Source organism: Sphingomonas sp. (assembly GCF_035910975.1).
In the GTDB taxonomy this organism is placed as follows: Bacteria; Pseudomonadota; Alphaproteobacteria; order Sphingomonadales; family Sphingomonadaceae; genus Sphingomonas.
Window position 1 is genome coordinate 409,742 of sequence record NZ_JAMHWM010000029.1, and the last position, 12,922, is coordinate 422,663.

General features: G+C 67.6%; 12 protein-coding genes and 1 tRNA gene. 3 read left to right on the plus strand and 10 right to left on the minus strand.

The genetic code is table 11. The features are described 5' to 3' along the window. On the minus strand, positions 1 to 372 hold the full coding sequence (locus VYI76_RS08400; protein WP_326524314.1) for a dihydroneopterin aldolase: 372 nt from the start codon (positions 370 to 372) through the stop codon (positions 1 to 3). A gap of 94 nt (positions 373 to 466) precedes the next feature. Between VYI76_RS08400 and VYI76_RS08405 the strand changes: the two genes are divergently transcribed. Then, positions 467 to 973 carry a GNAT family N-acetyltransferase gene (locus VYI76_RS08405; protein WP_326524315.1) on the plus strand — a complete coding sequence of 169 codons (507 nt, stop codon included), beginning with the start codon at positions 467 to 469 and terminating at the stop codon, positions 971 to 973. Between the two features lie 163 nt (positions 974 to 1,136). Here the strand turns inward: VYI76_RS08405 and VYI76_RS08410 are convergent. After that, a tRNA-Arg gene (locus tag VYI76_RS08410) sits at positions 1,137 to 1,213 on the minus strand. An 83-nt stretch (positions 1,214 to 1,296) separates the two neighbouring features. Between VYI76_RS08410 and VYI76_RS08415 the strand changes: the two genes are divergently transcribed. After that, complete coding sequence (locus VYI76_RS08415) at positions 1,297 to 1,791, plus strand: hypothetical protein (protein ID WP_326524316.1); 495 nt, start codon at positions 1,297 to 1,299, stop codon at positions 1,789 to 1,791. A 4-nt stretch (positions 1,792 to 1,795) separates the two neighbouring features. On the opposite strand, the gene VYI76_RS08420 is transcribed toward VYI76_RS08415, so the two are convergent. Genes VYI76_RS08420 through hemB form a run of 3 tightly spaced genes read right to left on the minus strand, consistent with a single transcriptional unit; the run spans position 1,796 to position 5,537 of the window. Then, positions 1,796 to 4,027, minus strand: a complete 2,232-nt coding sequence (locus VYI76_RS08420) for a fused MFS/spermidine synthase (protein WP_326524317.1) — start codon at positions 4,025 to 4,027, stop codon at positions 1,796 to 1,798. Further along, positions 4,024 to 4,554, minus strand: a complete 531-nt coding sequence (locus tag VYI76_RS08425) for a GNAT family N-acetyltransferase (protein ID WP_326524318.1) — start codon at positions 4,552 to 4,554, stop codon at positions 4,024 to 4,026. Before VYI76_RS08425 ends, VYI76_RS08420 begins: the two co-directional genes overlap by 4 nt. Next, the gene (hemB, locus tag VYI76_RS08430; protein ID WP_326524319.1) at positions 4,551 to 5,537 is read right to left on the minus strand and encodes a porphobilinogen synthase; all 987 of its coding nucleotides are present in this window, start codon (positions 5,535 to 5,537) and stop codon (positions 4,551 to 4,553) included. Before hemB ends, VYI76_RS08425 begins: the two co-directional genes overlap by 4 nt. Before the next feature lie 79 nt (positions 5,538 to 5,616). Here hemB and VYI76_RS08435 point away from each other — a divergent pair, with 79 nt between their 5' ends. After that, complete coding sequence (locus VYI76_RS08435) at positions 5,617 to 6,498, plus strand: diacylglycerol/lipid kinase family protein (protein WP_326524320.1); 882 nt, start codon at positions 5,617 to 5,619, stop codon at positions 6,496 to 6,498. A gap of 113 nt (positions 6,499 to 6,611) precedes the next feature. Here VYI76_RS08435 and VYI76_RS08440 read toward each other — a convergent pair whose 3' ends face one another. The 5 genes from VYI76_RS08440 to VYI76_RS08460 all read right to left on the minus strand — a co-directional run bounded on the left by VYI76_RS08440 (position 6,612) and on the right by VYI76_RS08460 (position 12,910). Beyond that, complete coding sequence (locus VYI76_RS08440) at positions 6,612 to 9,407, minus strand: valine--tRNA ligase (protein ID WP_326524321.1); 2,796 nt, start codon at positions 9,405 to 9,407, stop codon at positions 6,612 to 6,614. 41 nt (positions 9,408 to 9,448) lie between these two features. After that, entirely contained in the window at positions 9,449 to 10,054 is a 606-nt protein-coding gene (locus tag VYI76_RS08445; protein WP_326524322.1) for an AAA family ATPase, read from the minus strand. Continuing rightward, positions 10,051 to 10,266 (minus strand): hypothetical protein, encoded by a 216-nt coding sequence (locus VYI76_RS08450; RefSeq protein ID WP_326524323.1) that lies wholly within the window; start codon positions 10,264 to 10,266, stop codon positions 10,051 to 10,053. The genes VYI76_RS08445 and VYI76_RS08450 overlap by 4 nt, the downstream gene beginning before the upstream one ends. 51 nt (positions 10,267 to 10,317) lie before the next feature. Next, complete coding sequence (locus VYI76_RS08455; RefSeq protein ID WP_326524324.1) at positions 10,318 to 12,354, minus strand: S9 family peptidase; 2,037 nt, start codon at positions 12,352 to 12,354, stop codon at positions 10,318 to 10,320. Positions 12,355 to 12,415: 61 nt separating this feature from the next. Next, positions 12,416 to 12,910 carry a DUF2497 domain-containing protein gene (locus tag VYI76_RS08460; protein ID WP_326524325.1) on the minus strand — a complete coding sequence of 165 codons (495 nt, stop codon included), beginning with the start codon at positions 12,908 to 12,910 and terminating at the stop codon, positions 12,416 to 12,418. Positions 12,911 to 12,922: the final 12 nt, after the last annotated feature.

The window sequence follows — 12,922 nt, forward strand, 5'->3', positions numbered from 1 at the left end:
TCAGCGCCGGTTCCGCACGAGCGTGATGCCGATCGATTCGCCGGGTTCGGCGATCGCCAGCTTGACGATCCTCACCTGCACCCGCGCCACGCGCGCGTCCTGCAGGAACAGCGTTTCTGCGATATGATCGGCGACCGCCTCGACCAGGGTGAAATGAACCCCCTCGGGCAGGGCCGCGGTCGCCGCGTGCTTCAGGTCGATGTAGCTCTTGGATACGGTCAGCGGGGTCTCCGGCGCGAACCGCGCCGGGCAATCCAGATCGACGTCGATAGAGATCCGCAACGGTTGCGGCAGGTGGGTCTCTTCCGAATAGATGCCGGTAAGGACCATGACCTCCAGATCATGGACCTGGAGCGTGAGACGATCGGACATGGCGGCGCGATACCACATCGGCGCGCCCGCGAAAGCCTTGCACGGGCGCGCGGCGCCGCTAAAGCGCGCGCCTCTCCTCCAGCCCGGACCGCCGATGCCCATCGCCCCGATCGCCGATATTCCCGCCGCCGATGTCGAATCGCTGCTCGACCGCGCGTTCGGGGCCGATCGCCGGACCCGCACCGCCTATCGCCTGCGCGCCGGGAGCCAAGCGATTCCCGAGCTGAGCTTCGCGATGCGCGACGATGCGGGCGCGCTGCAAGCTACGCTGCAGAGCTGGCCAGTGCGATTCGACGCCGACGACGGGCACGATGTGCCGATGGTGCTGATCGGTCCGGTCGCGGTCGAGCCGGCGATCCAGCGCGGCGGGATCGGGCGCGTGCTGACCCACCACATGCTCGATCGCGCGGCGACGGGCGATGTCGCGGGGGCGGACGCGCTGATGCTGATCGGCGACCCCGAATATTACGGCCGCTTCTTCGGCTTCACCGCCGTGCGCACCGCCGGCTGGCGCCTGCCCGGCCCGTTCGATCCGCGCCGCCTGCTCACGCTGGGCACCCGCGTGCCCGATGGCGCCGGTACGGTGCGGCCTCGCCCCTGATCGATCGCCGCGAAGGCGTCGCCGATCCGCAATCCGGCGATCGTCAACCTGTATCGCGTGACGACGCGCATCCTGTTCAGCGCACGTCGCGAGGAAAGTCGGAATCCCGACTTCGGAATAGTCGGAATGTCCCCGTCGGGACATCGCTAAGCTATTGAAAAATTGGCGCGCCCGGAACGATTCGAACGTCCGACCCTCAGATTCGTAGTCTGATGCTCTATCCAGCTGAGCTACGGGCGCGCGGTGGAGGTGGGCCAATAGAAGGGGAGCGCTTGGAGCGCAACCCCGTTGCGCGCGGTTTTTCACATCCCTACGGAAAAGCGATGCGCCGCACCCTCATAGCCCTGCCCCTGCTGCTCGCCGGTTGCGCGGGCACCGTCCCCGATGCGCCCTCGCTGCTGCCGCGCCCGATCGAGAGCCGCGGCGATGCCGAGCCGGCGGCGCCCGCGGCGAACCCGGCCGACACGGTAGACACTGCGCTGGACGCGGAGACTGCGCGCCGGGTCGCGGCATTCGACGCCGCCGCGCGCGCCTTTTCCGCCGCGGAACGCGATCTCGCCGCGCGGATCGGTCGCGGCAAGGGCGCTGCCGAGGGATCGGATCGCTGGCTCGACGGACAGGCGGCGATCGGCGAGTTGCAGCAGCTGCGCACCGCGACCGACTCGGCGATGGTCGATATCGAGGCATTGGCGATCGAACGCGCCAGCGCGGCGAAACTGCCCTATCCGGCACTCGAAGCTGCGATCGCCGCCGCGCAGGCCGAACTCGACCGCCAGATCGTCGTCGAGACGCGATTCAAGGCCGAGGCCGGCGCCTGACGCGCTAACGCAGGCTGCGCAGTACTGGCAGGATCGTCGCGTAATCGTCGCTCCACGCGGTGAAGCCCGGTCGCGGGCTCAGCGGGCGCCAGTCCCCGCCATCACTGATGAGGCGGGCGAAGGTCGACGGGTCGCGCGTCAGCGCGATCCAGTCGCTCGACGCGGCCTGCTCGCCCTCGCTCTCGTGCGGGTGGTAGGACATCATCGCCCCGAGCCACTTGCCGGTCGCGCCCGACGCCGCGACGACAGGCTCGAGATCCAGGAAGCGGTTCGAGACGTGGACGAGCAGCAGGCCGTTCCTGGGCAGCACGCGGCCATAGGTCTCGAAGGCCTCGCGGGTCATCAGGTGCATCGGCACCGCGTCGGACGAAAAAGCGTCGAGCGCGAGAATATCGAAGCTGCCCGCCGCTTCCTCCGCCAGCCGCATCCGCGCGTCGCCGACGACGACGTCGGCATCGGGCAGGCAGCGCGACAGGAAGCTGAACTTGCGCGGATCGCGCGCCAGATCGACCACCATCGGATCGATCTCGTAAAAGCGCCATTTCTGGCCCGGCTTCGCGTAGCAGGCGAGCGTTCCCGTCCCCAGCCCGACGATGCCGATCCGCGCGTTGGCGCCGTAGAACTTGGGCGCCTCGAGCAGCGCGCGGCCAACGCCCGAACCCATGATGTAATAGCTGGTCGGATAGCGTTCGCGCTCGGGCGATCCGAGCAGCTGGATGCCGTGGAGCGTGGTGCCGTGCGCGAGGGTGCGGACGTCGCTATACTCGCGCACCGTATAGACGCCGAAATAGCTGCGGGTGCGCATGTCGCCGTCGAAGCTGGTCTGCAGCGCGCGATATCCGCCGAACAGGAACAGCGCCCCCGCCAGCACGATCATGTAGGGCAGGCGAACGCCGACCACGACGATGCCGACCGCCGCCATCGCCAGGAACGCGATATTCTCATGCTTGTCGCCCAGCAAATTGCCGGGGTTGGCGAGGCCGACCCAGACGATCGCGACCACCAGAACCGCCGTCACCGCCAGCCGGATCGCGCTGCCGGTATCGTCGCTGCGCCACAGGCGGGCGATGATCGGCAACAGGAACGCCTGCGGCGCCAGTGCGCCCGCCGCCAGCACCAGCAACGGATATTCATAGGTCCAGTCGAACACCACCGGCGCGAGCAGCCCGGCGAATACGCCGCCCAGCGCGCCGCCGACCGACATCGCCAGATAGAAGCCGGTCAGCCGATCCGGCGCGGGGCGCAGGTCGTACATCCGGCTGTGCAGCGCGACCGCGACCATGAACAGCAGCAGCAGCGCCATCAGCGCGTTCAGATACGGCATCTGCTGGTGTCCGGCGATCATCACCCCGCCGAACAGCAGGATGGTGACCGGCGCGAACCGCGTGATCGCCTGCGCAAGGCCCCGGCGATCGGCGAAGGCGACGGTGAAGCTCAGCAGGTACAGCCCCAGCGGCAGCACCCACAGCAACGGGACCGCGACGATATCTGTCGTCAGGAAGGTCGATGTCGCGAGCATCAGGCCCGAAGGAACGAAGGCCAGGGCGATCCACAGCGCCACCCGCCCTTTGGTCGGCGCGGGGCTGGTCTGCGCGGCGGAGTCCCCGGTCGGACGCCCTGCCCCGCGCGGAAGCATCCAGGCGCAGGCGGCGACGAGCAGGATCAGCAGGACGTATCCGGCACTCCACAGCCAGCTCTGCGAATGCAGCGCCATGGTCGGCTCGACGATCAGCGGATAGGCGATCAGCCCGCCGAAACTGCCGACGTTCGATGCGGCATAGAGCGCATAGGGGTCGCGCCCCGGCTCGCTCGCGGCATACCAGCGCTGCATCAGCGGCGCCTGGGCGGAGACGGCGAAGAACAGCGGGCCGATCGACGCGCCGAGCAGCCACGGCACCCACAGCGCCGGTTCGGCATTGGCGGGCATGGCGAAGGCGAACAGGCCGATCGGCAGCCACAGCGCGGCGATCGCCAGCAGGCCCAGGTGGATCAGCGATCCGGTGCGCAGCGGCAGCTTGCCCAGCCAATGGGCATAGGCATAGCCGCCGAGTAGCAGCGCCTGATACACCAGCATCGCCGAGTTCCACACGGCCGGCGCCCCGCCCAGCCGCGGCAACGCCATCCGGGCGACCATCGGCTGGACCAGGAACAGCAGGAACGATCCGGCCAGGATCGTCGCGACGAACAGCGGACGCAGGTTGCGCGCTGGCGCTTGCGTGATGGCTTCCTCGCTCATGCCGCGCGGTCGATCCGCCAGGTCCGGTGACGCTTGAGCGGGCTGCCGTCCGGCACCGCGGGATGATCGAAATCGCCGTTCGTCACGCGCGTCATGCCCAATCGCTCCATCAGCCCCCAGCTTTGCTCGTTGGCCGCAACGGTGATCGCGCTGATGTGATCCAGCCCGTCGCTCCAGCCGCGCGCGATACATGCCGCCGCGCCTTCGCGGGCATAGCCCTGCCCCCAGGCGTCGCGCCGCAACCGCCAGCCGATCTCCGCCGCTCCGGCGATCGGCGTGCCGTCCGGCCCCGGCTTGATCCCGCAAAAGCCCAGAAACGCGCCGTCCGATCGCCGCTCGACCGCCCAGAAACAGCTGCCGGTAGTGTCCGCGAAAGCATCCATCCGCGCCTTCGCCGCCTCGCAATCGGCCAGACTCATCGGCGGGCCGATGAAGCGCATGACCTCTGTGTCCTGCCCCATCGCGTGGAAGGGGGCGATATCCTCCTGCCGCCAGCGGCGCAGGATCAGCCGCTGCGTTTCGATCACGCGCCGAGCAGCCGTGCGGCATGGAGCGCGTGATAGGTGAGCACACCCGAACAGCCCGCGCGCTTGAACGCCATCAACGTCTCCAGGACCAGCGCGTCACGGTCTCCCGCCCCGGCCGCCGCCGCCGCCTCGATCATCGCATATTCGCCGGACACCTGATACGCGAACACCGGCACGCCGAACGCCTCCTTCACCCGCACCACGATGTCGAGATAGGGCAGACCAGGCTTCACCATCACGCTGTCGGCGCCCTCGTCGAGGTCGAGCGCGACCTCGCGCAGCGCTTCCTCGGCGTTGGCCGGGTCCATCTGATAGGTCGTCTTGTCGCCCTTCAGCAGCCCGCGGCTGCCCACTGCATCACGGAACGGGCCGTAGAAGGCGCTGGCGTATTTCGCGGCATAGGCCATGATCTGGACGTTGCGGTGGCCGCCGGCCTCCAGCCCCTCGCGGATCAGCCCCACGCGGCCATCCATCATGTCGGACGGCGCGACGATATCGGCCCCTGCTTCCGCCTGCACCAACGCCTGGCGCACCAGCACTTCGGCGGTCTCGTCGTTCAGGACATAGCCGGTCGCATCGACCAAACCGTCGTGCCCATGGCTGGTATAGGGATCGAGCGCGACGTCGGTCAGCACGCCGACGCCCGGCGCCGCATCCTTGATCGCGCGGATTGCGCGGCACATCAGGTTGTCGGGGTTGAACGCCTCCGCCCCGTCATCGCTGCGCAGCGCGGCCGGCGTGTTGGGGAACAGCGCGATGCACGGAACGCCGGCGGCTTCCGCCTCCTTCGCGCGCTTCGCCACCTCCGCAATCGACCAGCGCGACACGCCGGGCAGGCTGGCGATCGGTTCCTCGTCCGCGCCCTCGGTGACGAACAGCGGCCAGATCAGGTCGGCCGGCGTCAGCACCGTTTCGGCATGGAGGCGCCGGCTCCACGCCGAGGCACGGGTGCGGCGCAGGCGGAGCGCAGGAAAGCGGGACATGGGCGAAGCTTGTGCGGCATCACATCTATCTGGGCAAGCGTTACGCATCCGAAACCGCGTCCGTGCGTTGCAGCGCGCGATGACAGATTTTCGATCCGCCGCGTTGATCGTCAACGCGAAGTCGCGCAAGGGACAGGCGCTGTTCGACCAGGCGCGCACCGCGCTGGCCAGCGCGCCCTTCACCGTCGATGCCCATGCCGTCGAAGATCCCGAGGATCTCGAGGTGACGGTCGAGCGCGCATTGGCGAGGAAGCCGGACCTCGTCATCCTCGGCGGCGGCGACGGGACGGTCAGCGGGCTGGTCGATCTGCTGGTTGGCAAGGGCGTGACGCTGGGCGTACTGCCGCTGGGCACCGCCAACAGCTTCTGCCGCACGCTGGGCATCCCGCTCGACGTCGAAGGCGCGGTGAAGGTGCTGAGCGAAGGGCATCCGCGCCGCATCGATCTGGGCATGATCGACGGCGATTATTTCGCCAACGCCGCGACCCTGGGGATCGCGCCGCAGATCGCGGAGAGCGTGCCGCACAATCTGAAGAAATACCTCGGCCGCGCGGGCTATCTGGGCTGGGCCGCGCTGCAATATGCCCGGTTCCGCCCCTTCTGGCTCACGGTCGATGTCGGCCGTGGCCCACAGTCGCTGAAGGTCGTCGAGGTCCGCATCGCCAACGGCCGCTTCCACGGCGGGGAGGAGATGATGGAGGAAGCCGAGATCGACAATGGCGAGATCGTCGTCGAATGCGTGCGCGGCAATTTCAAGCGCCGCCTGCTCGCCAACTGGGCCGCAACGGTGCTGCGGCTGGAGGCACGGCGCGACGACGTCGTCGTGTTCCGCGGCAAATCGATCAAGCTCGACACCCGCCCCCGCCTGCCGGTCTCCATCGATGGCGAGGTGCTGGCGAAGACGCCGGTGACGGCGAAGGTCGCCGCCGGCGCGATCGATGTGATGGTGCCGGCGGAGTGACTGAAAGCCGTTCGCCCTGAGCCTGTCGAAGGGCTGCCTTTCTTCGTGCCGCAAGCTATCCGGCGAGGAAAGAAGGACAGTGCTTCGACAGGCTCAGCACGAACGGTACAAGTTTACCCCAGCCGCGCCAGCGCCGCCGAAAGCCGTTCGGCCTCCGCCGCCTTCTCGGCATGATCCGCCCGCGCCTTCTCGACCGCCTCGGGCTTGGCGCGCTCGACGAAGCTGGCGTTGCCCAGCCGCCCGGCCAGCGCATCGCGCTCCTTCTCCGCCGCCGTAATCGACTTGGTCAGGCGCGCGCGTTCTGCGTCGAGGTCCACGACGTCACCCAGCGGGATCACGAATGTCGCCTCGTCGACGACGATCTGGAGCGAGCCGCCAGCCGGCGCCTCGCCATCCGCCTGATCGACGCGGGCCAGCCGTGCGATCACCGCCGCCTGCCGCGCCAGCCGTGCAACGGTGGCGCCCGATGCGTCGCGGACGTGGATCGGCAGCCGCGCGCCCGGGGGCACGTTGAGTTCGGTACGACTGCTGCGCACCTCACTCACCAGCCGGATCAGCCAGTCAATCTCCCTCCCCGCCTCCGGATCGAGCGCGCGCGCATCCGCCACCGGCCATTTGGCGGTGATGAGCGGGTAGTTGGGCCGATCGCCCAGCGCCGACCACAGCTCCTCGGTGATGAACGGCATGAATGGGTGGAGCAGCACCAGGATTTGGTCGAGCACCCAGCCCGCCACCTTGCGCGTCTCCTCCGCCCCTTCGGCGCCCTCGCCCTGCAATACCGGCTTGATGAGTTCCAGATACCAGTCGCAGAACCGGCTCCACACGAACTGGTAGATCGCATCCGCCGCCGCATCGAAACGGTAATCGGCCAGCGCCAGGTCCATCGCCTGGATCGTCGCCACCGTCTCGCCGATGATCCATTTATTGACCGCCAGGGTCGCTTGCGGCGGCTCCAGCCCGTCCGACGCGCCGATGCCGTTGCTCATGGCAAAGCGCGTCGCGTTCCACAGCTTGGTCGCGAAGTTGCGATATCCCTCGACCCGCTTCTCATCCATCTTGATGTCGCGGCCCTGGCTTTCCATCGCCGCCATGAAGAAGCGCAGCGCGTCCGCGCCGTATCTGTCGATCAGGCCGAGCGGATCGACCGTGTTGCCCTTTGATTTCGACATTTTCGCGCCATCCGCCGCGCGGACGAGGCCATGGAGGTAGAGCGTGCGGAACGGCACCTCCTTCAGGAAATGCATGCCCTGCATCATCATCCGGGCATCCCAGAAGAACAGGATGTCGAAGCCGGAAACCAGCACGTCGTTGGGATACCGGCGGCGCCATTCCGGCATCCCCTCCCTCTCCCCTTCAGGGGAGAGGGCCGGGGAGAGGGGGAGTGCCGCAGATGACGAGCTCGGTGAGACATCCTCCCCCTCTCCCAACCCTCTCCCCTGAAGGGGAGAAGGCTTTTCATCGGGCCAGCCCATCGTCGCGAACGGCCACAGCGCGGAGGAGAACCACGTGTCGAGCACATCGGGATCGCGGGTAAGGGCAACGCCCTCCCCGGCCTGCAACTGTGCTTCGGCCTCGGTTTCGGCGACATAGGCATTGCCGTCGCCATCGAACCACGCCGGGATCTGGTGCCCCCACCAAAGCTGGCGCGACACGCACCACGGCTGGATGTTCTCCATCCAGTTGAAGAAGGTCTTCTCCCAGCTCTTGGGCACGATCCTGATCTCGCCCGAACGCACCGCCTCGATCGGCCGCTTCGCCAGCGTCTCGGCGTCGACATACCATTGGTCGGTCAGCCACGGCTCGATCACCACGCCCGAACGGTCGCCATAGGGCGTCTGGATCGTGCGCGGCTCGGCGTCATGCTCGACGCCCTCCTTGTCGATATGCGGCACCAGGACGCGGCCGTCCTTGAGCAGCGTCACCACCGCCGCGCGCGCCTCCGCGGTCGTCAGGCCCAGCAGGTCGGCCGGGATCAGCCCGTCCGCGGTCTGGATCACCCGCGCCCTGGCATCGAGCATGTTGAGCATCTCGCCGGCCTTGAACCCGGCGCGCTTGCCCACCTCGAAATCGTTGAAGTCGTGCCCCGGCGTGATCTTCACCGCGCCGGATCCCAGTTCGGGATCGGCATGTTCGTCGGCGACGATGGGGATCAGCCGCCCGGTGATCGGCAGGCGCACCTTCTTCCCGATCAGCGCGGTATAGCGCGCATCGTCGGGATGCACCGCCACCGCCATGTCGGCCAGCATCGTCTCGGGCCGCGTCGTCGCCACCTCGATGAAGCCGTCGCCGCTTTCCAACGGATAGCGCAGTTTCCAGAAACTGCCCTTCACCTCGCGCGTCTCGACCTCCAGGTCGCTGATCGCGGTGCCGAGGCCCGGATCCCAGTTCACCAGGCGCTTGTCGCGATACAGCAGCCCCTGCCGGTGCAGATCGACGAACACCTTCAGGACCGCCTTCGAAAAGCCCTCGTCCATCGTGAAGCGTTCGTTGGCCCAGTCCATCGAACAACCCAGCCGGCGCAGCTGGCGGGTGATCTCGCCGCCGCTCTCGGCCTTCCAGTCCCATACTTTCCCGACGAACTGATCGCGGGTGAAATCGGTGCGCTTCTGCCCGGCGGCGTTCAACTGCCGCTCGACCACCATCTGCGTCGCGATGCCGGCATGGTCGGTGCCCACAACCCACAGCGCGTCCTTGCCCTTCAACCGCGCATGGCGGACCAGCACGTCCTGCAACGTGTTGTCGAGCGCGTGGCCGATGTGCAGCGACCCGGTGACGTTGGGCGGCGGATTGACGATCGTCCACGGCTCGGCACCGGGGCGATCGGGACGGAACAGCCCCTCGCCTTCCCAATGCGCATACCATTTCGCCTCGATGGCGGCGGGATCGAACGTCTTCGGCAGGTCGGTCATGCCGGGCGCATAGCCGGGGTTCCCGGTCAAGGGAACGCCTGTCAGCCGGTCAGTCGCGTCATGAGTTCGGGGATGAGGCGGGTACCGAGCGCGGCCATCTTGCCGTCCTTGTGGCCGACGAGTTCCGGCTCGGCCCCGGAATTGTCGAACAGCCACGCCTTGTCGGCCTCCGCGAAGAACCATGCAAGCTGGTCGAACGACCGTTCGCGTCGTTCCCGCACCTTCTGCTCGGGGACGTCATGACCACCCTTTGCGACACGCAGACGGATACGCTCAATCTGCAATTCCGCGCTTGCGAGGAACACGTAGATCAGCCGCACCTCAAACCCGCGCTCCTTCGCCTTCTCGACCAGCCGGCGATACTTTCCGGTCGACAGTACCGTCTCGACACCGATCGTCTGATGGACCTCGATCGAACTGTCGAGCCAGGATTCTATCCGTTGGATGGCTGCGAGATTCGCCTCGCCCAGCGCCAACCCTTCGGTGTCCCGTAATCGCGTTGTCAGCAGGTCAGGATTGATGATCCACACGGATCCGCCGAACTCATCGACATCACTGCGATCATAGGCCGAGCTTTTGCCCGATCCGTTCGGCCCCGCGACGATCCACAAGCGTGGCCGGACGGGCGCGCGAACGGTTGTTGTCACGCGCCTGCCTTCAACGCCCTGTTCTCGCGCCGCGCACGGCGGACGTTCTCGGCAAAGGCCGCCCGGAAATCCGCGCCAAAGGTGGGGCTGTCGGCATCGACAATACGAACCTTCATCGCGCCGCTGTCGGCCTGGGCGACGCGATACTTGGCCTTGGCAGGTGCATCCTCACTCAGAGGACCATCGACAATCTTGATCGTCAGCCGTTTCATCGCTGCCTCCTGCCCCCCGAATATAGGTGTTTGGTCGACAAGGCGCAAAGCCTACTTCGCCTTCCCCGTCCACCGGTCCATCCACCCCAGCACCTCGCCATACCATTGCCGCGAATTCTTCGCTTTCAGCACCCAGTGGTTCTCGTCCGGGAACACCACCAGGCGGGACGGGATGTTGCGCCGCTGGAGCGCGGTGAAGCTGGCCAGCCCCTGCGTATAGGGGATGCGGAAATCCCTTTCGCCGGTGATGACCAGCATCGGTGTCTTCCACTTGTCGACATGGTTCACCGGGTTCCACCGCTCATAGGCGGCCGGATCTTCGAAATAGGCCTTCTGGCCGTGTTCCCATTCGTCGAACCACAGTTCCTCGGTTTCATAGGCCATGGCGCGCGCGTCGAACACGCCGTCGTGCTGGACCAGGCATTTGAACCGGTCGGGCCACTGGCCGGCGATCCAGTTCATCATATAGCCGCCGTAGGAGGCCCCCAGCGCGCAGGCATTGTCGCCGTCCAGCCAGTCGAATTTCGCGGTCGCCGCAGCCAGGCCCTTCTGCAAATCCTCCAGCGGCCAGCCGCCCCAGTTGTTCTGGATGCTGTCGGTGAAGGCCTGCCCGTATCCGGTGCTGCCGTGGAAATCGACCGCGACCAGCCCGTATCCGGCGCCGGCGAACAGCGCCGGATTCCAGCGGTAGGACCAGCTGTTGTTGCTCGATCCCTGTGGTCCGCCGTGGACCATGTACGCAATGGGAACGCGGCCGGTGCTGCCAGCCGGCCGCACAGCATAGCCCCACACGGTGTCGTCGTTCGCTCCCTTGAAGGTGAAGCGCGTGACGCCCGGCCAGTCGATGTCCTTGAGCCGGGCCGCGTTGACGCTGGTCAACCGGTCCGTGCGCTTGCCTTCCAGCCGGTAGAAATCGTCAGGCGCGACCAGGCTGTTCATCGCGTAGATGACGCCCTTCGCGGTTGGCACCAGTGCGGAGACATTGCCTTCCTGCGTCAGCCGGGTGATCTTGCCCGACGCGGCGTCGACCGACCAGACCGGGTTCTCCTGCGTATCCTGCGCGGTCACCAGAATGCGCTTCGAATCGGGCGCCCAGTCGATCGATCCGACCGACCGGTCCCACCCCTCGGTCAGCGCGCGGACCTCGCCGGTCGCCAGGTTGCGCAGCATCAGCACCTGCCGGTCGGCCTCGTACGTCGGCCGTTTCATCGCCGCCCACGCCAGCCACTTGCCGTCGGGCGAGACGGCGGGCAGCGTGTCGGTCGCCGCGTTCGCCTTCGTCAGGTTGACCGGCGCGGCCGATCCGTCGGCGGGTGCCGCGAAGATATCGAGGTTGGTCGACGTCGCCTCGATCCGCCCCGCTTCGCGTAGGGTGAAGTAGATCGTGCGACCGTCAGCGCTCCACGCGATTTCCTCGCCCCCGCCGAACGGCTTGGACGGCGTATCGCCCACCAGCCCACCTACCACCGCGACACCGTCCCCTGAGGCGCCGTCCGCGCCCAGTGGCAGCACGAACAGCTGCGATCGGTCGCCGGTCGACCATGTATCCCAGTGCCGCACGAACAGTTGGTCATAGGTGCGGCCCGAACCGGCGTTGGGGTCCTTTTTCACCATCGCGGGCGCAAGGCTCGGCGCGCCGGGCTTGCGATCGGCCCAGACAGCGATCCTGTCGCCGGTCGGCGCGACCTTGAAGCCGCCGAAGCCGCCCTGGAAACCCGTCAGCCTGCGCGCTTCCCCGCCGGCCAGCGGGATCGCCCAGATCGCGTCGTCGCCGCCCTTGTCGGACTGGAAATAGACGGCATCGCCAACGATCTGCGGGCTGGTTTCGTTGACGTCGGCCTCGGCCGCCAGCTTCTCCGGCGCCGCGCCCTTCCGCGTCAGATCGAGTCGCCACAGGTCGAACCGGCCGCGATTGGCGGCAAGGTCGGTCTCGCGCTGCTGCCAGACCAGCCATCGCCCGTCCTTCGACACGGCGGGCGCCGCGACGCGCGACAGCATCGTCACGTCGTCGATCGTCAGTTGGCGGGCGGAAGCCGGAGCGGCGGCGATCGCGACCAGGGCGGTCGCGGCGGACAGGAACGCTTTCATCCCCGCTGTGTGGATCAGCGCGGAGCCCCGTGCAACCGGGCCGTGAGTCCCGCTCAGGCGATCAGAGGTCGCTGCCCGAAATGCGCGCAATCTCCTTGGCGACCATCGCCTCCACAACCTGCGGCAGGTTGGCGTCGAGCCACTCGCGCAGCATCGGGCGGAGCATCTCGCGGACCAGCCCCTCCAGCGTGTCGCCACCGGCGACCTCCGGCTTGACGATCAGCCGCGACAAGGCCTCCAGCGCGCCGCGACTCGCCTCCGCCGCGTCGCGCGACACGATCGATTCGCGCTGCGGGGCCTGGTTATGGCTTTGGGCAGCCGGTGCCGGTTCGGCGGAGCTCGCGCGGGTCGCCGCCGATGCCGGCAGCTTCTCGGCGACGGGAAACGGCGCGCGCTCGCTCAGTTCGAGAACGTCTTCGGCCGGGGGCAGGTCACGCGCCTCGCGCGCGGGCCGGCGGGCACGCACGGCCGACGGCGCCGATTCGCTCTCCTCGATCACGCGTTTGATCGAGGACAGGATCTCTTCCATCGTCGGTTCGGAACTGACATCCCCCATGCCGAACCCTTC